21 protein-coding genes and 1 tRNA gene are annotated in these 20,338 nt (G+C 51.8%); 8 read left to right on the top strand and 14 right to left on the bottom strand.

Annotated features, from left to right (window positions below):
* Window positions 1-103: 103 nt before the first annotated feature.
* A complete protein-coding gene (locus G604_RS0103355) occupies window positions 104-835 on the top strand; it encodes an MIP/aquaporin family protein (protein WP_028909322.1) in 732 nt (243 codons plus the stop codon).
* Window positions 836-925: 90 nt separating this feature from the next.
* Window positions 926-1,678: a hypothetical protein gene (locus G604_RS0103360; RefSeq protein ID WP_028909323.1), complete on the top strand. Its 753-nt coding sequence runs from the start codon at window positions 926-928 to the stop codon at window positions 1,676-1,678.
* A gap of 120 nt (window positions 1,679-1,798) precedes the next feature.
* On the opposite strand, the gene G604_RS0103365 is transcribed toward G604_RS0103360, so the two are convergent.
* The 5 genes from G604_RS0103365 to rpmH all read right to left on the bottom strand — a co-directional run bounded on the left by G604_RS0103365 (window position 1,799) and on the right by rpmH (window position 5,051).
* Window positions 1,799-2,797, bottom strand: coding sequence for a D-alanine--D-alanine ligase (locus G604_RS0103365; RefSeq protein ID WP_028909324.1), 999 nt, complete (start codon window positions 2,795-2,797; stop codon window positions 1,799-1,801).
* A 20-nt stretch (window positions 2,798-2,817) separates the two neighbouring features.
* Window positions 2,818-2,991: a hypothetical protein gene (locus G604_RS15150; RefSeq protein WP_155941843.1), complete on the bottom strand. Its 174-nt coding sequence runs from the start codon at window positions 2,989-2,991 to the stop codon at window positions 2,818-2,820.
* Entirely contained in the window at window positions 2,991-4,019 is a 1,029-nt protein-coding gene (locus G604_RS0103370) for an RluA family pseudouridine synthase (protein ID WP_231376025.1), read from the bottom strand. Before G604_RS0103370 ends, G604_RS15150 begins: the two co-directional genes overlap by 1 nt.
* 7 nt (window positions 4,020-4,026) lie before the next feature.
* Complete coding sequence (locus tag G604_RS0103375; protein ID WP_028909326.1) at window positions 4,027-4,734, bottom strand: PASTA domain-containing protein; 708 nt, start codon at window positions 4,732-4,734, stop codon at window positions 4,027-4,029.
* Between the two features lie 161 nt (window positions 4,735-4,895).
* Window positions 4,896-5,051 carry a 50S ribosomal protein L34 gene (rpmH, locus tag G604_RS14970; protein WP_081657630.1) on the bottom strand — a complete coding sequence of 52 codons (156 nt, stop codon included), beginning with the start codon at window positions 5,049-5,051 and terminating at the stop codon, window positions 4,896-4,898.
* 236 nt (window positions 5,052-5,287) lie between these two features.
* On the opposite strand from rpmH, the gene efp reads away from it, so the two are divergent.
* Both efp and G604_RS0103385 read left to right on the top strand, forming a co-directional pair.
* The gene (efp, locus tag G604_RS0103380) at window positions 5,288-5,863 is read left to right on the top strand and encodes an elongation factor P (RefSeq protein ID WP_028909327.1); all 576 of its coding nucleotides are present in this window, start codon (window positions 5,288-5,290) and stop codon (window positions 5,861-5,863) included.
* 13 nt (window positions 5,864-5,876) lie between these two features.
* A complete protein-coding gene (locus G604_RS0103385; protein ID WP_081657631.1) occupies window positions 5,877-7,007 on the top strand; it encodes a glycosyltransferase in 1,131 nt (376 codons plus the stop codon).
* Between the two features lie 458 nt (window positions 7,008-7,465).
* Here G604_RS0103385 and radC read toward each other — a convergent pair whose 3' ends face one another.
* Complete coding sequence (gene radC, locus G604_RS0103390) at window positions 7,466-8,152, bottom strand: RadC family protein (protein WP_028909329.1); 687 nt, start codon at window positions 8,150-8,152, stop codon at window positions 7,466-7,468.
* Between the two features lie 108 nt (window positions 8,153-8,260).
* Here radC and G604_RS0103395 point away from each other — a divergent pair, with 108 nt between their 5' ends.
* Window positions 8,261-8,581 (top strand): metal-sulfur cluster assembly factor, encoded by a 321-nt coding sequence (locus tag G604_RS0103395; RefSeq protein WP_028909330.1) that lies wholly within the window; start codon window positions 8,261-8,263, stop codon window positions 8,579-8,581.
* Window positions 8,582-8,616: 35 nt separating this feature from the next.
* Window positions 8,617-9,393: a UDP-2,3-diacylglucosamine diphosphatase gene (locus G604_RS0103400; protein ID WP_028909331.1), complete on the top strand. Its 777-nt coding sequence runs from the start codon at window positions 8,617-8,619 to the stop codon at window positions 9,391-9,393.
* A gap of 62 nt (window positions 9,394-9,455) precedes the next feature.
* Here G604_RS0103400 and G604_RS0103405 read toward each other — a convergent pair whose 3' ends face one another.
* The 5 genes from G604_RS0103405 to folP all read right to left on the bottom strand — a co-directional run bounded on the left by G604_RS0103405 (window position 9,456) and on the right by folP (window position 14,720).
* Complete coding sequence (locus G604_RS0103405; protein ID WP_028909332.1) at window positions 9,456-10,499, bottom strand: sugar kinase; 1,044 nt, start codon at window positions 10,497-10,499, stop codon at window positions 9,456-9,458.
* A 118-nt stretch (window positions 10,500-10,617) separates the two neighbouring features.
* A complete protein-coding gene (locus G604_RS0103410) occupies window positions 10,618-11,820 on the bottom strand; it encodes an acetate kinase (protein WP_028909333.1) in 1,203 nt (400 codons plus the stop codon).
* A gap of 38 nt (window positions 11,821-11,858) precedes the next feature.
* Window positions 11,859-12,905, bottom strand: a complete 1,047-nt coding sequence (gene pta, locus G604_RS0103415) for a phosphate acetyltransferase (RefSeq protein WP_028909334.1) — start codon at window positions 12,903-12,905, stop codon at window positions 11,859-11,861.
* 177 nt (window positions 12,906-13,082) lie between these two features.
* The gene (gene cdaA / locus G604_RS0103420) at window positions 13,083-13,856 is read right to left on the bottom strand and encodes a diadenylate cyclase CdaA (protein WP_028909335.1); all 774 of its coding nucleotides are present in this window, start codon (window positions 13,854-13,856) and stop codon (window positions 13,083-13,085) included.
* 15 nt (window positions 13,857-13,871) lie between these two features.
* Window positions 13,872-14,720: a dihydropteroate synthase gene (gene folP / locus G604_RS0103425; protein WP_028909336.1), complete on the bottom strand. Its 849-nt coding sequence runs from the start codon at window positions 14,718-14,720 to the stop codon at window positions 13,872-13,874.
* Between the two features lie 84 nt (window positions 14,721-14,804).
* On the opposite strand from folP, the gene G604_RS0103430 reads away from it, so the two are divergent.
* Together G604_RS0103430 and G604_RS0103435 are read left to right on the top strand one after the other, a co-directional pair.
* Entirely contained in the window at window positions 14,805-16,112 is a 1,308-nt protein-coding gene (locus tag G604_RS0103430; protein WP_036904516.1) for a UDP-N-acetylmuramoyl-tripeptide--D-alanyl-D-alanine ligase, read from the top strand.
* Between the two features lie 155 nt (window positions 16,113-16,267).
* Window positions 16,268-16,340 (top strand) — tRNA-Pro (locus G604_RS0103435).
* 99 nt (window positions 16,341-16,439) lie between these two features.
* Here the strand turns inward: G604_RS0103435 and G604_RS0103440 are convergent.
* The 3 genes from G604_RS0103440 to G604_RS0103450 form a co-directional block, all read right to left on the bottom strand.
* A complete protein-coding gene (locus G604_RS0103440) occupies window positions 16,440-17,330 on the bottom strand; it encodes a ComEA family DNA-binding protein (protein WP_231376026.1) in 891 nt (296 codons plus the stop codon).
* Window positions 17,331-17,563: 233 nt separating this feature from the next.
* Window positions 17,564-18,922 carry a sodium-dependent transporter gene (locus G604_RS0103445; protein WP_028909339.1) on the bottom strand — a complete coding sequence of 453 codons (1,359 nt, stop codon included), beginning with the start codon at window positions 18,920-18,922 and terminating at the stop codon, window positions 17,564-17,566.
* Between the two features lie 13 nt (window positions 18,923-18,935).
* Window positions 18,936-20,297 (bottom strand): sodium-dependent transporter, encoded by a 1,362-nt coding sequence (locus G604_RS0103450; RefSeq protein WP_028909340.1) that lies wholly within the window; start codon window positions 20,295-20,297, stop codon window positions 18,936-18,938.
* Between the last annotated feature and the right edge of the window lie 41 nt (window positions 20,298-20,338).

A 20,338-nucleotide genomic window follows, 5' to 3' on the forward strand; every position in this document is an offset into this window, starting at 1 on the left:
CCAACTGTAGGGACATGATCCCGATTAGGGCACCCACAAGGGGTGCCCCTACGGAGGGAGAAATCAAAAGAAACAAGATTATCAACTAAAAACAACTATTATTATGGATCCCGCTTTATTGCATAATTGTGCCCTCGAGTTCATTGGCACACTCGTAATGATTCTTTTAGGTGACGGTGTATGCGCCGGCATGGGTTTGAACAAGTGTAAAGGAAAAGGTGGCGGTTGGATTGTCATCACCATCGCATGGGGTCTCGCTGTCATGGCGGGCGTCTTCATCGCTCACGACTCCGGAGCTCATCTGAACCCCGCAGTATCCTTCGGTCTGGCATGCGCAGGCATGTTCCCCTGGGCTAATGTCATTCCTTACGTTATCGCTCAGATGCTCGGTGCCTTCCTCGGTGCTGTCCTCGTATGGGTCGTTTATAAGGATCACTTCGATGCTACCGATGATCCCGATGGTAAGCTGACGATCTTCTGCACGATGCCAGCTATTGAGAACAAGCCGCTGAACTTCCTCCAGGAGGCTATCTGCGCTTTCGTCCTCGTCCTGCTCATCATCTGCATCGGCACTTATACAGGTGCTGCCAACGTCGGTGGTAACGGCGCATGGCCGATCACCATGGTCATCGTCTCCATCGGTATGTCTCTCGGTGGTGTCACGGGATACGCCATGAACCCTGCCCGTGACCTCGGTCCGCGCATCGCTCACGCTATCCTTCCCATCAAGGGTAAGAGAGACAGTGGCTGGGGCTACAGTTGGGTACCTATCTTTGGCCCGCTCGCCGGTGCTGCCCTTGCTGCCGCCATCGGCTTCGCCTTCGCTTTCTGCTAATTTACGTGGGGACATGATTAATCATGTCCCTACAAATAAGAATCGAGACATGATCAATCATGTCCCTACAAAACCTAAACGATTATGAAAATGATGAAATTATTCGTCCTCGCGGCCCTGGCATTGTTGCCGATGGGCATGCAGGCACAGAAACTGCACGAGAGTGCCAGTCTCGAGACCTCTCACCTCTGGCGTGGTCTGGAGGTTGGTAATGGACTGATCCTCAATAATGATGTATCGGTCAGTGACAACAACAATCACTTCAAGATCGGACTCTGGGGTGGTATGGCCACCGATGGTGATTACAAGGAGGCTGATGTCTATATGAACTATAACAACAGTGGCTTCAACCTCGCCGTATGGGATCTGTGGAACTTCTCCGAGGGTATCCCCGGCAACGGAAAATACTTTACGTGGGCTGCCGACCGCACCTCGCACCTCCTTGACGCCGCCATCAGCTACGACTTCGGCGTAAAATGCAACTTCCCACTGACGCTCTCTTGGGCTACACTCCTCGTGGGTCGTGACCGTGGCGTTACCAATGAGCAGAATGTCTACTCTACATTCGTACAGGCCAGTTATCGTATCTACGACAGTGAGGACTGGGCCGTAGACGCCTCCGTGGGTGGTGCCTTCGCCCTGAACCCGTACGACAAGGACAAATATCCCGGTGAACAGAACAACCTCTATGGCAAGTCAGCCGGTGTCGTCGACTGCCGCCTCGGCGCTACCTATAAGTTGAAGATCGGTAAGTGGAACCTGCCTGTCACGGGCCAGATGATGTGGAACCCCGAAGCCAGCAAGGCTTACTTCAGAGCTTCTGTCAATCTGTTGGATCTCTAGGGACATGATTTATCATGTTCCGCCATAACACGATAAAAACAACGCGCCCTCCCTTCCGATTTGGAAGAGAGGGCACATTTTTTATATAACATGCGGAACATGATAAATCATGTCCCCACTTTAGAACTGATTCTCCACGATATCCGTCAGGACATCCTTCATGTCGAGCTTGGCGGCACGGGCCTGCTGAGGAATGAAACTCGTCTTCGTCATTCCCGGCGTGGTGTTGATCTCGAGCATGTTGATCTCGTCGTTGCCGTCCTTGTCCTTGGAGATGATATAATCGATGCGGATGATACCGTTGGCATGGAGGATATCATAGATCTTGCTTGTCTCCTCAGCCACACGCTTGGCCGTCTCGTCAGAGAGGCGGGCCGGCGTGATCTCCTTCACCTGACCGTTGTATTTGGCGTCATAGTCGTAGAACTCATTCTCAGAGACCACCTCTGTAGCGGGGAAGATAACGGTCTTCTCACGCGTCTTATAGATACCTTGGGAGATCTCCATACCATCGAGGAAGCCCTCTACCATCACCTCATTGCCTTCCATGAAAGCCACACGGAGAGCCGGAGCAAGCTGGTCAGCATTCTTCACCTTGCTCACGCCGAAGCTCGAGCCGTCACTGGCAGGCTTCACGAAGCACGGCATACCGAGGCGCTTGGCAATGGCATCAGCATCATACTTATCCCCACGGCGCAGGAGGATGGAGTCAGCGACACGCACGCCATAGCCACGAAGATAATTGTTGAGGACGAACTTATCGAAGGTCATGGCCTCCACGAGGACACCACTGGTGGAGTACGGCATATGGATGAGGTCGAAATAACCCTGCATCACACCATTCTCTCCCGGCTGGCCATGGATGGTGATATAACAATAGTCGAAATAGACGGGCTTGCCGGCCTCATCCTTGAAGGAGAAGTCGTTCTTGTCAATCTCAGCGATATTCCCATCACCGAGGTCCACATGCCAGTCCGTTCCTTTGACGTCGACGATATACACGTTATACCGTTCCTTGTCGAAGAAAGAATACAGTCCCTGAGCAGAACGCAGGGACACGTCATGTTCAGAAGAATCACCACCACAGACGATGGCGATATTTCTTTTTGTCGTTTCCATTTCTATATAATAGTCTTTAATCAATATTCCCAATTAGGACAGGCCTCCCCTTCCTTCGCCGTACCCTCAATCCTCTGCAGGGGCCGTCCCTTGTGGCGGCCCGATGCCGGTACGGCATTCCGAACTGCATGATGGATCATTCGGCGTTCCGCCGACGGGCCGCCACAAGGGACGGCCCCTGCAAAGGGATCCATTATTCAAACGTGTCGCGCGTGGTGCCTTGGATGAAATGGCGCCAACGGTCGATGAGCTGCCGGAAGTCCTCAGGCCACTCACTCGTAAAGTCCATCTGCTCGCCCGTACGGGGATGCTTGAAACCGAGCGTGCGGGCATGGAGGGCCTGGCGGGGACAGGTCTTGAAGCAGTTCTCCACGAAGGCCTTGTAACTGCAGCTGCGCTGTCCGCGGAGGATCTCACAACCGCCATACGTCTCGTCGCCGAAGAGGGGATGGCCGATACTTTTCATGTGGGCACGGATCTGATGCGTACGACCGGTCTCGAGGACACACTCCACGAGGGTTGTATAACCGAAGCGCTCGAGCACGCGCCAGTGGGTCACGGCCTCCTTGCCAATGCCACTCGACGGCGCAAAGACCTTCATGCGCAGCCGGTCCTTCGGATCCCGTGCGATATTGCCCTCTATGCGTCCCTCGTCCTCCGTGAAGTTGCCCCATACGAGGGCGTTATATTTCCGGTGCGTGGTATGATAGAAGAACTGCTTGCCGAGGGCCGTCTTCGCGTCCGCCGTCTTGGCGATGACGAGGAGACCACTCGTATCCTTGTCAATACGGTGTACGAGGCCCACGTCGGGATCATTGGGATCGAACGTCTTCAGGTCCCGGAGGTAATAGGCCAAGGCGTTGAGGAGTGTCCCCGTGAAATTCCCCGCGCCGGGATGCACGACCATTCCCGCCGGCTTGTTGACAACCATTAGGTCATCATCCTCATAGACGATATCAAGAGGGATATTCTCCGCCACGATACTCGTGTCATGCTTCGGACGGTCGAGCATCAGTTTGATGACATCACCGGGACGAACCTTATAATTACTCTTCACGGGCACGTCATTGACGAAGATACAGCCATTGTCCGCAGCCGTCTGGATACGGTTACGACTCTGGTAGGGATTCTTCTCCGCCAGGAACTTGTCGATTCTCACCGGAGCCTGTCCGGCATCAACGGTGATGCGCCAGTGCTCGTATTTCTCGTTATCTTCTTCCATCATCATTCTATTCCCCCATATCATCACCGCCCGTACCGGGGACAACCTCAAAATTATCCTCGTCATCCGATGATGACGTACCGGGATCGGGGGCACTGTTCTCATCTTCGTCCGCATCCGATGTAGCCGGGTCAATATAATCCACGCTATCAGATGCCGACCGCTGTCCGTTACCGACCTGGATGACCAGTACAGCATCAACACTGACCTTATCACCGGCAACGACATGATGACCGTTGACGAGGATGCCATAAACCCAGTCCTGTTCACCAGGGATATACTGTGGTTGTCCGAGCTTAAAGCCCATGGCTGTCAACTTCGCCATCGCCTCACGCAGCGACGAGTTGTCGATGACATCAGGGATGGTGAGTTTCGGCGTACTCTCCGCATTGATCGTAACATAAATGATATGTCCCGACTTCACGCGCTCGCCGGGCCCCGGCGTCTGCTCGAGGATACAGTCGGGCGGCAGGTTCTTCACATAGCCGGTATCGGCGACGACCATCTGCAGACCGGCATCATCGAGGATATGCTCGGCATCGGCGAAAGACTTATGCACAATATTCGGAACGGCAATCGCCTCGCCATGATGGGTATAGAGGGCGATGCCGAACTTCACGCCGAGACATGCCAAGACCACGACGAGGGCCATGGCGGCCAGGTTTCCCCAGAGGTAACGGCTCGCAAACTTATGTATAAATTCTTTCGCTGTCATACAGTTTCTTTATTTCGTGCAAAAGTAAGGAAAAAAAACGAAACCACAAAATAAAAGTAAAGAAGTAAAAAAGTAAAAAAGTAAAAAACGCAAAAAGCACAACCCTCAGTGAAGGATTGTGCTTTTATGCCGTTGTGGAAACCAATCCCTTTGGGGACTGATTACTTACCGTGATTCTCAGAAGAAACGGTTAACTTCTTACGTCCATGGGCACGACGACTGGCCAGGACACGGCGGCCGTTCTTCGTTGCCATACGAGCACGGAAACCATGCTTGTTGACGCGACGGCGATTGTGGGGCTGAAATGTTCTTTTCATTGCAATGTTTATTTATTATTTTTATTATTGTTCTAACCTATAGGGGCTTTCGAGGGTGCAAAATTACGCATTATTTTTGAAATAACAAAAGGAAAGGAGATTTTTCGCACCTTCTTTTATGATTTTTTGCTATTTTTACTTTGTTATGTCCCGTTTTTGCCGTAACTTTGCAGCGCATTTGGAAAGAGGTAAAAGAAAAGACTCTTCCATACGAGAATTTAAATTCTTTCAAAAATATGATTAATTCACAGGACATTAAAATCGGAACTTGCATCCGTATGGATGGCAAGATTTGGACTTGTATCGACTTCCAGCATCGTAAGCCGGGCAAGGGTAACACCGTTATGAACACGAAGCTGAAGAACGTCGCCGACGGCCGCGTGCTGGAGCGTACCTTCCAGATCGGCTTCAAGCTCGAGGACGTCCGCGTTGAGCGCCGTCCCTACCAGTACCTCTATGAGGACTCCACGGGCATGATCTTCATGAACCAGGAGACCTACGAGCAGATCCCTATCGCCCGTCACCAGATCACCGGTGTCGACTATATGAAAGAGGGTGACGTCGTAGAGGTTGTCACCGATACTTCCGACGGTACGATTCTGCTGGCCGAGATGCCCGTGAAGACAACGCTGAAGGTCACTGAGAGTGAGCCGGGCGTAAAGGGCAACACGGCTACCAACGCCACGAAGCCTGCTAAGCTCGAGACCGGTGCTGAGGTCCGCGTGCCCCTCTTCGTCAACGAGGGTGACACCATTCAGATCGACACCCGTGACGGCAGCTACCTCGGCCGCGTAAACACGGAGAACAAGTAATACAAACGAAGCGATGAAAGAACTGGAAACTTCCCCAAGTAGCGCAAAGAATAACCAGCGCCCCTTCCCTTTGGGGGAGAGGACGGGGGATAGCCTTTCCTATTCTTTCATCGTTCCCGTTTATAACCGTCCCGATGAAGTTCGGGAACTATTGGAATCTCTGACGACGCAGACACTTCAACATTTTGAAGTGATCATCGTCGAGGACGGTTCCTCCATCCCTTGCAAGACGGTCTGCGACGAATACCAGTACCGACTTGACATCCATTATTATAATAAGGAAAACTCAGGCCCCGGACAGACACGCAACTATGGCGCTGAAAGGGCAAAGGGTGACTATCTCCTGATCCTCGACTCCGATGTCGTACTGCCGGAAGGCTATCTCAAGGCTGTCGACGATGAACTGCGCCGTGAGCCTGCTGACGCTTTCGGTGGTCCCGACCGTGCCCACAGCTCGTTCACCGACACGCAGAAAGCCATCTCCTACTCCATGACGTCCTTCTTCACCACGGGAGGTATCCGTGGCGGCAAGAAGAAGCTCGACAAGTTCTATCCCCGTTCGTTCAACATGGGCATCCGCCGGGATGTCTATCAGAAACTCGGTGGCTTCTCGCGCATGCGCTTCGGTGAGGATATCGACTTCTCCATCCGCATCTTCAAAGCCGGCTATCGCTGCCGCCTCTTCCCCGAGGCATGGGTATGGCACAAGCGACGTACGGACTTCCGGAAGTTCTACCGTCAGGTATACAACAGTGGCATCGCCCGCATCAATCTCTACAAGAAATATCCCGAGAGTCTGAAAATCGTACACCTTCTTCCCATGGTCTTCACCGTCGGTGTATTCTTCCTCCTGTTCCTCTTCCTCGCTGGCATCGCTCATACCTGCTATTACAGTGACCCGATCCAGAAGAGCATCGGTGAGGCCATCAGCCTCTTCAGTCTTCTGCCCCTCGTCCTCTACAGTGGCATCATCTGCATCGACGCTGCCATGCAGAACCACAGTCTGAAGATCGGAGTCCTCGCCATCCGCGCCGCCTTCACCCAGCTCATGGGTTACGGTCTCGGTTTCATCAATGCCTGGTGGAGACGTTGCGTCCGTGGTCAGGATGAGTTCTCTGCCTTCCAGAAGAACTTCTATAAATAATGAAAGCATAAAAGGCTGCGGATTTGCCTTACCATGCAAAAGCACACATCGGCGCGTTATTCGGCATTTCGCGGATTACGCCCATTAAAGGGGGAAAAAGTCCTACGAAAGCCTCAATAGGGCAAGAAAAAAAATTACAAAATTACAAATTACAAATTACAAATTACCACATTGTATGGTTATATACCATCCGAGCGTATATTTTCCCAAAAATCTGTAAGGACTTCATCTATATGTTATATTATTATATATTATATTATAATATATAATAATATAACATATACCCATAGGTGACGGTGGCTGATGGGTCAAATTGTAATTTGTAATTTTGTAATTTTTTGGCGGACGGATCATGAAAAATCATGTCCCTACATGACGTAGATAATTTTCTAAACACGAGAGATAGAAAATTATCTCCGAAAGATATGATCCATTCTCCGTTCTCCATTGTCCATTATTTATAGTCTTCCTTTCTCCCGATAGCTGTAATACTGTCCGTCGGTGATGATGATATGGTCGAGGAAATAGATGCGCATGATGTCGCAGGCCTTCTTCACACGATCCGTCAGACGGTCATCCTCACGGCTTGGGGAGGCATGGTTACTCGGATGATTATGACAGAGGGCAAGGATCGTGGCATTACAGAGCAGAGCCTCTTTCAGGATCACACGAACATCGACGGCCGTCTCGGAGATACCGCCATGACTGATCTTCATCGATTTGATGAGTTTGAAATTCTGATTCATCAACAGGATCCACGCCTCCTCCACATCGAGGTCCTGCATGCGCGGATGCATGTAGTTATAAATTGCCGTGGCACTGCCGAGGTCCTGCCGTTCCTCCGCCTTCTCCATGGCACGTCGCTTCCCGAGCTCGCAGGCGGCAAGGATGGTGATGGCTTTCGCCGGTCCGATGCCCTCATAGCGCTCCAGGTCCGTGACAGACAGTTTACCGAGCGTATTCAGATTATTATGACAGTCGTTGAGTACGGTCTTCATCAGGTCCACGGCACTCTGCTTTCTCGTGCCCGATCCGATGAGGATAGCCAACAGTTCAGCATTGGAAAGCGCCGAAGCCCCTAATGCCTCCAGCCGCTCCCGTGGACGGTCTTCTGCCGCCCAGTCAGTAATAGATAGTTTCTCCATAGGTCATTCAATTTGTTAGTTACGAGGATCACTGCTGCAAAGATACCAAAAAATTTGTCATATTCAAAATATATTGTTAACTTTGCAGAAACCAAAGAAGGCTAAACGATGACACAAGAAGAAAAGACCAAGATTGAAGAGCGGATCGTGGACGTACTGAAGACTGTTTACGACCCTGAGATTCCCGTGGATATCTGGAACCTCGGCATGATCTATAAGATTGACGTGAAGGACGACGGGACGGTGGATGTCGACATGACGTTCACGGCTCCCTCCTGCCCTGCCGCCGACTTCATCCTCGAGGACGTACGTACGAAGATCGAGGGCGTGGAGGGCGTGAAGAGTGCCAATGTCAACCTCGTTTTCGAGCCGGCATGGGACCAGAGCATGATGTCCGACGAGGCACGTGTGGAGTTGGGCTTTGAATAGCGCTCCCGGCGGCCTCAAAAAGAAAGGGCTGTAAAATGAACAAGAATATCTATTTTCTCTCCGATGCCCATCTCGGCTCCCTCGCCATCCCACATCCCCGGATGCAGGAGCGCCGTCTCGTGCGCTTCCTCGATTCCATCAAGGATAAGGCAGCTGCCGTTTATCTCCTCGGGGATATTTTCGATTTCTGGAACGAGTACAAGTATGTCGTCCCCAAGGGATTCACGCGTCTGCTGGGGAAAATCTCAGAGTTGACGGACAATGGCGTGGAGGTGCATTTCTTCACAGGTAACCATGATCTGTGGACCTATGGCTACTTGGAGGAAGAATGCGGGATGATCGTACACCACCAGCCGCTGACGACGGAGCTCTATGGAAAAGTGTTTTTCCTGGCCCATGGTGATGGTCTCGGTGACCCCGATGTGAAATACCGCATCCTCCGCCGGATCTTCCATAACAAGGGCTGTCAGCGCCTCCTCAACGCCATCCATCCGCGCTGGGGCATGGCCCTGGGACTCAACTGGGCGAAGCACAGCCGCCTGAAGCGCGCCGACGGCAAGGAAGAGCCGTATATGGGTGAGGATAAGGAATGGCTCGTACAGTTCACGAAACACTATATGAGTACGCATCCGAACATCGATTACTTCCTCTACGGTCACCGACATATCGAACTCGACCTGACGCTGAGCGACGAGACGCACAAAGCGCGCATGCTCATCCTCGGTGACTGGATCTGGCAGTTCTCCTATGCCGTCTGGGATGGTGAACATCTCAACATGGAGGAATACGTGGAGGGAGAGAGTGAGTTTTAAACGCTTCGCGTTTAAAACTAATGGAGAATGGCGGTAGGGACATGATCAGTCATGTCCCTACATCAACGTTGTATCCGTCCGCCGGTGGCATGGATATTGGCGATGATCTCGTCCTCCGTCACGAGATTCTGGTCGCCGGAAACCGTATTTTTGATTGCGCTGGCGGAAAGGGAGAAATCGAGACAGTGCTGATTGTCATCGGGCCATTTCTGCCAGGCATGGATAAGGGCAGCACAGAAGGCATCACCGACACCCATGGGGTCAATAATCGGCATGATATCGTAGATGCGTGTCGTATAGAGGCAGTGCTCCTCAGTGTCATAGAGGACACCCGTGAGCGTGTGATGACTGCTGGCGATCTGGTTGCGCACGGCCATCACCATCTTCTTACATTTCGGGAAATAATGATGCATCTGCTCGAAATAATGCTGATAAGCATCACGATCCAACTCATAACTGCTGTCCTGAGCCTCAAAGGGGATGTGGGGGACGCCACTGGCCACCTCCCACTCGTTCTGATCACCGAAGAGGACATCGGCATGCTGCATCATACGGAAGAGAACATCGTGAGGCTCCAGTCCGAAGCCCCAGAGGTTCTTGCGGAAGTTGATATCGCAGGAGATGAGCAGGCCTTGTCGCTCCGCCTCCTCAAGGGCATCGAAGGTCGTATCCATAGCGTCTCGGCTGATGGCACAGGTGATGCCCGAGCAATGGAAAAGGGAGGCATGGCCGAAAATACGATCCCAGTGAATCATACCACGCTTTAAGGAATAGAAACAACTGTTCTTCCGGTCGTAGACCACGGCGGAGTTGCGCATGGCAGCCGCTGACTCGAAATAATACGTGCCGAGACGGTCACCCCCACGGATCACAGCCGACGTATCAACACCATACTCACGAAGATGCATCAACGCGGCATCACCGATGGCACCGACGGCCACACGACTGACAAAGGAGACGGGATTGCCCAGACAGGCCAGTGATACAGCGACATTGGCCTCACTGCCTCCATAGTTACCACAGAACGTACGGCCCTGCGAGAGTCGTTGCATGCCGGGTTTCGACAGCCGCAGCATAATTTCGCCGAATGTAATGATTTGTTTCATAGTTAGTTTTTTTAGGTAGAAACATGATTGATCATGTTCCGGTATTCGTAGAGACATGATTTATCATGTTCCGCCACCATTGCGTTATGTAGGTGACGGAACATAATAAATTATATCCCTACTTCTTCTCTACCAATGCCTTGGTATCACGGGCGATGACGATCTCCTCATCGGTAGGAACGACGACGACCTTCACCTTAGAATCCGGCGTAGAGATGATGGCCTCCTCACCATGGATCTTGGCATTCTTCTCCTTGTCGATCTTCACGCCGAGGAACTCCAGGCCCTCACAAGCCTGCTCACGCGTAGACGTCTGGTTCTCACCGACTCCGGCCGTCCATACGATGATGTCGACGCCACCCATAGCAGCAGCATAGGAACCGATATATTTTTTGATACGATAGTCGTACATCTTCAAGGCGAGGATGGCACGCTCGTTGCCTTCCTGGGCTGCATTCTCGACATCACGCATATCACTGCTGACACCACTGATACCGAGGACACCACTCTCCTTATTGAGGAAGTCGGCCATTTCCTGCGGTTTCTTGCCGAGTTTCTCCATGAGATAGGTGACGGCAGAAGGATCGATATCACCACTGCGGGAGCCCATCATCAGGCCGGCCAGCGGTGTCAGACCCATAGAGGTATCAATGACCTTACCACCCTTGATGGCAGCGACACTGGCACCATTACCGATATGGCAGGTGATGATCTTCTGGTCCTTGATATCTACGCCGAGCATCTCACAGACCCGGTGGGAGACATAGCGGTGAGATGTTCCGTGGAAGCCGTAACGGCGTACGTGATATTTCTTATACAGTTCGTAAGGAACGGCATAGAGATAAGCATAGTCGGGCATCGTGCTGTGGAACGCATTGTCGAAGACCGTTACCTGCGGCGTCGTCGGCATCAGCTCATCAACGGCACGGATACCTTTCAGGTGACCGGCATTGTGTACCGGTGCGAGGTCACAGAGGCTCTCGATACCTTTCTCCACCTCGGGCGTGACGATACAGCTCTTCTCGAAGAGGTCACCACCCTGCACGATACGGTGGCCGACAGCGTCGATCTCGTCGAGGCTCTTGATGGCACCGATCTCCTTGTCTAGGAGACATTTGAACACAAGGGCGACACCCTCCTTATGCGTAGGCAGGTCAGCGAAGATCTGCTTCTTCTCGCCATTGGGGAGTTTCACTTTGATAAAGGCTTTGTCGAGGCCGATGCGCTCCACGCCTCCCTGAGCCAATACGGACTCGTCGTCCATATTATACAACTTATATTTGATGCTTGAACTTCCGCAGTTCAATACAAGAATCTTCATCGGATTTTACTTTTTTAATTCTTTACTTTTTTACCTTTTTATGCCTTCTTGGCGTCCTGAGCCTGACAAGAGGTGATGGCGACCATATAGTAGATATCATCCACGGAGCAGCCACGGCTGAGGTCGTTGACCGGACGGGCGATACCCTGGAGGATAGGACCAATGGCGATGGCACCACCGAGGCGCTGAACGAGCTTATAACCGATATTACCGACTTCAAGGTTCGGAACGACGAGGACATTGGCCTTACCGGCGATATCAGAACCCGGAGCCTTCTTAGCGGCAACCGTAGGAACGAGGGCAGCATCAGCCTGCAGCTCACCGTCGAGCTTCAGCTCGGGATAGTTCTCGTGAGCGATCTTCACGGCATCCTTAACCTTGTCGATGATATAGACGCTCTTGCCCGTAGCCTTATTGATGGCATCCTTGGCAGAGCCCTTCGTAGAGAAGCTCAGCATAGCCACACGGGGCTCAGCGAAACCGGCGACGCTATGTGCCGTCTGTGCCGTAGTATAGGCGATCTGAGCCAACTGGTCAGCAGAAGGATTCGGTGTCACGGCGACATCACCCATGACGACGATACCATTCTCACCATATTCCTTCTGATTCGTGATGAGCAGCATAGCACCGGAGACACAGGTGATACCGGGAGCACACTTGATGATCTGCAGGGCAGGACGCAGCGTGTCACCCGTCGTGCTCAGGGCTCCTGAGATCTGACCGTCAGCGCCCTCGGTCTTGATGATCATACAGCCGAGATAGAGGTTGTTCTTCATCACGAGTTCACGGGCCTGTTCAATGGTCATGCCCTTCTTCTTACGGAGCTCTGCGAGTTTCTCTGCATACTCCTCAGCCTTCGGATTGTTGAGAGGATCGACGATGGTGGCCTTGTCAATATTCTTCAAGCCCCACTCACCGGCAAGTTTCTTGATGTTGGCAGGATTACCAATCAGAATCAGATCAGCGATATCATCTGCGAGTACTTTATCGGCAGCTCTCAGTGTACGCTCCTCTTCTGCCTCGGGGAGCACGATGCGTTGCTTGTCAGCCTTCGCACGTTCAACAATTTTCTCTAATAAACTCATTGTTCTGTAGTTATATTGTTATATTCTTAGTTTGCTATTTCCACTTTGCAAAAGTACAAAATTATTTTCGGAGTAATCAAGATAATAGATAAAATTTTTGTAAAAATAGCGTTATCGTTTACATTCTCCATTGTCCATTATCCATTCTCCATTCTCCATTGTCCATTCTTAGAAGGGTCACATTTCTTTGGTCAGGATGCTCTCCAGTTCCTCAGCCGACAGTCTCAGACGGAACTCACCATGCATGGCCACGGAGATACGCCCCGTCTCCTCACTGACGACGATGGCGATGGCATCACTGTTCTGTGAGATCCCCATGGCGGCACGATGACGCAGGCCGAGTTCCTTAGGGATATTCAGATTATGGCTCACGGGGAGGATACAACCGGCGGCAACAATACGCTTATTCTCAATGATCATGGCACCATCATGAAGCGGCGAATTCTTGAAGAAGATATTCTCGATGAGCCGCTGACTGATACGGGCATCGATGACCTCACCGGTATCGATGATATCCTTCAACGGCACAGCCCGCTCGATGACGATGAGCGCACCGACATATTTCTTCGACATACTCATGCAGGCAAGGACGATAGGCATGATGGTCTCCTTGTCGACTTCTTTCTTGTCGTCCTTCCGTGCCGGCTTGATCCAGCGCACGAGGCGCCGGAAGCCTTTCTGACCACCGAGCTCATAGAGGAACTTCCGGATATCCTCCTGGAAGATGACGATGAGGGCGATGACACCCACACTCACCAGTTTGTCGAGAATAGCGCCGAGGAGGCGCATCTCGAAGACTTGTGAGACGAAGAGCCACACGATGATAAAGATCATGATGCCCACAAAGACATTCAGTGACCGGCTCTGCTTCATCAACCGGTAGATATAGTAGAGCATCAGCGCTACCGAGAAGATATCAATGATATCCTTAATTCCTATTGTAAACGGCACGGCAGTTTTACTTTTTTACTCTTTTAATTTTTTAATGATCTTCACAGCTTGTACGGCGGGAAGGACATCATGGACACGGAGGATATTGGCGCCACGCATCAGAGCGATGGTGTTGAGAACCGTCGTACCATTGAGACTCTCATCGACAGTGATACCGAGGAGCTGGTGAATCATACGCTTACGGGATATACCGACGAGGAGAGGAAGTTCAAATACTTCGAGCTTATCCATCTCGTCCATCAGCCGGTAGTTGCCCTCGAGGGTCTTGCCGAAGCCGAAGCCGGGATCGAGAATGATATCTTTCGCTCCGAGGTCACGCAACTGCTGGATCTCCCGGGCGAAGTTCAGCATCATCGTCTTCAGGTCTGCCTGTACGGACATGAGGATATACGGCACCTTCAACTCGCCGACGAGACGGAACATCTCGGGAACGGTGTCCCCGCTCTGCTGTTCCAACGGCGTATCAACGATTCCTGTGATCCCTCCCTCGGAGACATCATTAATGATATCGACGCCCCACTCCTCGATACAACGACGGGCGACTTCGGGACGATAGGTATCAACAGAGACCGGCACATCGGGCTGCTCACGGCGAACGATACCCAACGCAAATTTAAGACGGCGCGCCTCCTCCTCGGCACTCACCTCCTGAGCACCGGGACGCGTGGAGAAACCACCCACATCGATGATCGTACCGCCTTCGCGAACGATCTGGTTGGCACGGTCGGCAATCTCTGCCTCCGTCTGTTTCCGGCTCCCGGCAAAGAAACTGTCGGGCGTGACATTGAGAATGCCCATCACCTGTGGCTCTGAGAGGTCCACGAGGTGCCCACGGACATTGATGGTATAGGATATTCGCTTCATATTCTGCAAAATTAAGAATATAAATTGAAAAATCCCACGCTTTTTGTTTTTTTTGCGTTACCTTTGCAATAAATTTCATCAGTTATGGATATTTTTGAGTTATACCAGCGGCATCCACAGATCACTACCGACAGCCGCAACTGTCCGAAGGACAGCATCTTCATTGCTCTCAAAGGAGCAACATTCGATGGAAATAAGTTTGCCAGCTCTGCCTTAGAGAAAGGCTGCAGCTACGCTATCATCGACAACCCCGACTATGCCAAGGCCGGTGACGACCGGTACATCGTCGTCGACGATACGCTGACGGCTTTCAAGGAGCTCGCCCGGGAACACCGCCGCCAGTTCCACATCCCCGTCATCGGTATCACGGGCACAAACGGTAAGACGACGACGAAGGAGCTCATCTCCACCGTCCTTGCCAAGCGTTACCGCGTGATGCATACGGAAGGTAACTTCAACAACGATGTTGGCGTGCCGAAGACGCTGATGCGCCTCACGGCAGACGATGACATTGCTGTCGTAGAGATGGGAGCCAGCCATCCCGACGATATCAAGCGCCTTGTGGAGTATGTCGAGCCGACCTGCGGTCTCATCACGAATGTCGGACACGCCCATATCCTCGGTTTCGGCTCCTTCGACGGCGTAAAGAAGACGAAGGGGGAACTCTATGACTTCCTCGCCGACCATGACGGTCTTCTCTTCCTCAACTCCAGCAATGAGGACCTGATGGATATGGCCGAGAAGCGTAATTTCAACCGCATCATCACCTATGGCGAGGATGAAGGTGCACAGATCAAAGGTCGTGTGCTCAGTTGCGCGCCCTTCCTCCGCTTCGAGTGGACGGATACCCATGATGCCCTCCACGACACCTATGAGGTACAGACGAAACTTATCGGCTCCTATAACCTCGACAACCTCCTCGCCGCCATCACCGTCGGCCGCCATTTCGGCGTCATCCCCGGTGAGATCAACGCCGCTCTGGAGGAGTATACACCAAGCAACAACCGCAGTCAGTTGGAGACTACGAAATATAACCACCTCGTCGTCGATGCCTATAATGCCAACCCGTCGAGCATGAAAGCGGCCCTGGACAACTTCAAGCTCATGGAGGTAGACAACAAGATGCTTATCCTTGGTGATATGCGCGAGCTCGGCAACACCTCTGCCGAGGAACACCAGAAGATCGTAGACCATCTGCAGGCTGATGGTATGAAACCCGAACAGGTATGGCTCGTCGGTGAAGAATTCGGTAAGACCGACTGTGACTTCCGAAAGTTCCCCGATGTCGAGGCCGTAAAGGCGGAGATCAAGCGCCAGCGCCCCGAAGGCCATTATATCCTCATCAAGGGCAGCAACGGCATTAAGCTCTTCGAGCTGCCGGAACTGCTGTAAGGACATGATTCATCATGTTCCGCCCGCCTCAATGTTGGGTTCCATCGGAATGACGGATCATGGCGGGACATGATAAATCATGCCCCTACGAAAATATTTTTTCCTCTTTTTCTTTGGTCATTCCAAAAAAAAGATGTAACTTTGCACCCGCAAATCGGGATGTAGCGCAGTTGGTAGCGCACTACGTTCGGGACGTAGGGGTCGCCAGTTCGAGTCCGGTCATCCCGACTAAGCCATAGCCGAGGGAGAACAGCAATGTTTTCCCTCGGCTTTTTTCGTAGTCGTTCCTCATCCCTCTCCTCCAAAAGAATGGGACTAAGGGGAGCTTTACTCATAATCCAGATACGGTGCCAGCCGACGAAGTTCCTCCGGCGGGAAATCGGGATCATGAGCAAGGACACGAATATCATGAAGAGGACCATGAAGCCGACGGTAGTCGAAAATTGTACGCGCCTGATAAAAGTTGATATACGGATGTCGGCGAAGTTGGTTGACCGTAAGATGGTTGATTTTGATTTTCTTTACTTCCCCTGCATTCACAAAGAGATAGGGCACGGCCGTCTCGGGAACACCTCCGATATCAAGAATCTGCTGGGGAGAATAGAATCCACCGAGCCGGTTTCGGTAGTTGATGATGGCATGGGCATATCCTATACCAATACCAGGCACACGCATGAGTGCCGCCGTATCGGCATCATTGAGTGACAGTCGCTGACCCTCATGAAGCTTCGTAGAATGGGGAGCGCCCACCAGCGCCGTATTTTTCTCCTCGTACGATCGGGAAGGATACCTCCCTTGATTATACGCTGTAGACGGATAGAGAGTTGATGCCGGCGCATAATCCGAAGAGATACGGATATAGGGTTGCAGCATGCGGTATTGTTTCACCGTCAGGCCATAGAGGTGTGAGAAATCCTCCGGACGACGATAGACACCACCTTTCGCCCGATAATGATAAATGGCTTTTACCTGCCATGGCGCAAGACCGAGACCAAGAAGGGTCGTGCTGTCGGCAGTATTCGGATCAAAAGGAACGAGCGTGATCTTTCTCTCCGTTCCATCAGCATAGATATAGCCTCCTCTTACCGCGGAAGATGCCAGTGCCTGCTGCCGCGTACTGTCCTTCGTGAGTTTATCAGTATGATTGAAATAGCTGCCGCCGAAGAAAATAATAAACATCGCCAGTATGATCGTTGCCAGCACGCCCAATAGTGCCATCCGGTCATTCTTTTGCAGATACAAAAGTTCACGCCATCGCATAAGCTATAGATTTTTGAATTCAACGATTCAGGTTGATGATACGAAGATACAGAAAATAATGACGCGCAGCAAGAGTATCAGAAGTTATTTATAAAAGATTAATCCTTAGAAAAGGTAATTTATCTTTGTACAGACCAACGGGTGGTGGACTTTGAAAGCCCCTCCCTTTAGGGAGTGATTGGGGCGAGGCTTCAAATCACCCCAAGCTGATGCAGGAACACGATGGCAATACAGACGGGGCAGACAAAGCGGACCATGAAGAGGAAGAGGCCATAGGCGGTATGGCGCAGGGTGCCCCAGTTTGTGATCTCGTCTTTAACGATCTGCTTCGGGATAAACCAGCCTAGGAAGATACACGTCAGGAAACTACCCAACGGCAGGAGGATATTTGCCGTGAGCATGTCACAGAAGTTCATCACCGACATGCCGAAAAGTTTCAATGCCGGGACGGCGCCACAGGAGAGGGAGCAGAAGATGCCAATGATCACGCACACCGTTGTCTCTATCCATGCACCTTTCTTCCGTGAGATATGCAGTTCCTCATAAAAGAAGGCCGTACCGATCTCATGCATGGAGATCGTAGAGGTCAGTGCCGCCAGGGCCAGCAGGGCGTAGAAGGCGATACTGATGACATATCCGATGAGTGGCGCGGATCCGAAGGCCTGCTGGAACACGTTCGGCAGCGTGATAAAGATCAGTGACGGACCACTGTCGGGATTCACCCCCACGGCAAAGGCGGCGGGGAAGATCATCAGTCCGGCAAGAATAGCGATGAGGGTATCGATAGACGCGATCTGCAAAGCCGATCCCACAAGATTCGTCTGCCTGCTGAAATAAGAGGCATAGGTACACAGACATGCCGTGCCGAGACTCAGAGAGAAGAACCCTTGTCCAAGAGCCTCGTAGAACACCTTTTGGTTCACTTTACTGAAATCGGGATGAAAAAGGAACTCCACCCCCTTCATAGCCCCCGGCAACGAACAAGAAGCGACGACGACGATGAGCAGAAGGATAAAGAGCATAGGCATGAGGATCTTGCTCGCCTTCTCAATCCCCTTACGCACGCCCTTGACGACGACGGCATGGGTGACAAGGATGAACACGACCGTCCAAATCAACGGTCGGAACGGATCCGACGAGAAAGTCGTGAAATAGTTCTTCACGAACGTGGCATCGCCATGGATCTGCCCCACGAGGGAAGCAAAGAGATACTGCAGGCACCAACCGGCGACAACGGCATAGAAACCGAGGATGATCATCGACGTGAACACGCCCATATACCCAATCACGCCCCATGGTCCTCGTCCCGCGAGGTTCTTATACGCCCGTGCCGCATTAGCCGCGGAATGGCGACCGATAACGAACTCCGCCACCATTCCCGGCAGACCGAGGAGGAAAATACAGCCGATATAGACGAGGATGAAGGCGGCGCCACCGTTCTGTCCCGTCATATAAGGGAACCGCCAGATATTTCCCAGTCCTACCGCCGATCCTGCCGTGGCGAGGATGACGCCTAACTTCGATCCGAAATTTCCACGTGAATTCTCCATAAACGTATACCTATTAGATGACGTTAAACTGATGCAGGAAGATGGCCAGGATCAATAACGGACAGATGAAACGGACGGAGAATAAATAGAAGCCATAGAACGTACCTTTCAGCGTGCCCCAATTGGTGAACTCATCCTTCACGATATTCTTCGGGACATACCAGCCTACAAAGAGGCACATCAACAGCCCCGTAATCGGCAGGAAGATCTGCCCCGTGACAAAGTCAAAGATATCGAAGAGCGACTTTCCGAAAAAGACTAAGCCACTATGCTTCGACAGTGACAACGAACAGATTGCACCGATAATGCCACAGCTGACCGTCACGATCCATGCGCCTTTCTTCCGGGAGATATGCAACTCCTCGTAGAAGAATGCCGTGTTCACCTCATGCAGACTCATCAACGAAGTCAAGGCAGCGAGACTAAGGAGGGCATAGAACATCAGACTCACAAGCCAGCCGAGCCACGGTATGGAGGCGAAAGCCTCATTGAAGACATTCGGAAGGGTGATAAAGATCAATTTCGGTCCACTGTCGGGACTGATCCCCACGGAGAACGCCGCGGGAAAGATAACGAGTCCGGCGAGGATGGCCACGAGGGTATCGATAAGGGAGATCTGTACGGCGGAGTTAACGATATTCGTACGACGGCTGAAATACGATGCATAAGTACAGAGACAGCCCATGGCGATACTCAGGGAATAGAAACACTGCCCGACGGCACCGAGGAACACATCCTTATCCACCTTCGTGAAGTCCGGCTTGAGCAGGAACTCCACACCCTTCGAGGATCCCGGCAACAGGTTAGCGGCGACAACGATGACGAGGAGTAATATAAATAAGGTGGGCATCATCCATTTCGAGGCCTTCTCTATACCGTTGCGGACGCCATGGACAATGACAAAATGCGTAATGAGGAAGATCACGACCGTCCAAAAAACGGGACGGACAGGATCGGAACAGAAATTCTCGAAATACTGACTCACATAAGTGGGATCGCCCTTCAGCTCTCCGGCAATGGACGCGTAGATATAGTTACAGCACCATCCGGAGACAACAGCATAATAGCCCGTGATGAGATAGCCCGTCAGCACCTCCATATAACCCACGACCTTCCACGCCGTGCCATTGGCAAGTTTTGAGTAGGCCCGTGCCGTATTCGAAGCACCATGACGACCGATGATAAACTCGCTCACCATACACGGGATACCGAGGATGAGCACACAAGCGAGATAGATGATGATAAAGACGGCACCGCCATTCTGGCCCGCCATATACGGGAAACGCCAGATGTTACCCAACCCGACGGCAGAACCTGCCGTGGCAAGGATAACACCTAGTTTACTTCCGAAATTTCCTCTTGATAATTCAGCCATACTAACGAATTAATCTTATTATGGCTGCAAAATTACAAAAT

The organism is Prevotella sp. AGR2160, assembly GCF_000424185.1.
Classification (GTDB): Bacteria; Bacteroidota; Bacteroidia; order Bacteroidales; family Bacteroidaceae; genus Prevotella.

Coding starts and splice junctions, on each gene's coding strand:
- G604_RS0103355 (WP_028909322.1), top strand. CDS start 104: ATGGATCCCGCTTTATTGCATAATTGTGCCCTCGAGTTCATTGGCACA.
- G604_RS0103360 (WP_028909323.1), top strand. CDS start 926: ATGATGAAATTATTCGTCCTCGCGGCCCTGGCATTGTTGCCGATGGGC.
- G604_RS0103365 (WP_028909324.1), bottom strand. CDS start 2,797: ATGGAAACGACAAAAAGAAATATCGCCATCGTCTGTGGTGGTGATTCT.
- G604_RS15150 (WP_155941843.1), bottom strand. CDS start 2,991: ATGGATCCCTTTGCAGGGGCCGTCCCTTGTGGCGGCCCGTCGGCGGAA.
- G604_RS0103370 (WP_231376025.1), bottom strand. CDS start 4,019: ATGGAAGAAGATAACGAGAAATACGAGCACTGGCGCATCACCGTTGAT.
- G604_RS0103375 (WP_028909326.1), bottom strand. CDS start 4,734: ATGACAGCGAAAGAATTTATACATAAGTTTGCGAGCCGTTACCTCTGG.
- rpmH (WP_081657630.1), bottom strand. CDS start 5,051: ATGAAAAGAACATTTCAGCCCCACAATCGCCGTCGCGTCAACAAGCAT.
- efp (WP_028909327.1), top strand. CDS start 5,288: ATGATTAATTCACAGGACATTAAAATCGGAACTTGCATCCGTATGGAT.
- G604_RS0103385 (WP_081657631.1), top strand. CDS start 5,877: ATGAAAGAACTGGAAACTTCCCCAAGTAGCGCAAAGAATAACCAGCGC.
- radC (WP_028909329.1), bottom strand. CDS start 8,152: ATGGAGAAACTATCTATTACTGACTGGGCGGCAGAAGACCGTCCACGG.
- G604_RS0103395 (WP_028909330.1), top strand. CDS start 8,261: ATGACACAAGAAGAAAAGACCAAGATTGAAGAGCGGATCGTGGACGTA.
- G604_RS0103400 (WP_028909331.1), top strand. CDS start 8,617: ATGAACAAGAATATCTATTTTCTCTCCGATGCCCATCTCGGCTCCCTC.
- G604_RS0103405 (WP_028909332.1), bottom strand. CDS start 10,499: ATGAAACAAATCATTACATTCGGCGAAATTATGCTGCGGCTGTCGAAA.
- G604_RS0103410 (WP_028909333.1), bottom strand. CDS start 11,820: ATGAAGATTCTTGTATTGAACTGCGGAAGTTCAAGCATCAAATATAAG.
- pta (WP_028909334.1), bottom strand. CDS start 12,905: ATGAGTTTATTAGAGAAAATTGTTGAACGTGCGAAGGCTGACAAGCAA.
- folP (WP_028909336.1), bottom strand. CDS start 14,720: ATGAAGCGAATATCCTATACCATCAATGTCCGTGGGCACCTCGTGGAC.
- G604_RS0103430 (WP_036904516.1), top strand. CDS start 14,805: ATGGATATTTTTGAGTTATACCAGCGGCATCCACAGATCACTACCGAC.
- G604_RS0103440 (WP_231376026.1), bottom strand. CDS start 17,330: ATGGCACTATTGGGCGTGCTGGCAACGATCATACTGGCGATGTTTATT.
- G604_RS0103445 (WP_028909339.1), bottom strand. CDS start 18,922: ATGGAGAATTCACGTGGAAATTTCGGATCGAAGTTAGGCGTCATCCTC.
- G604_RS0103450 (WP_028909340.1), bottom strand. CDS start 20,297: ATGGCTGAATTATCAAGAGGAAATTTCGGAAGTAAACTAGGTGTTATC.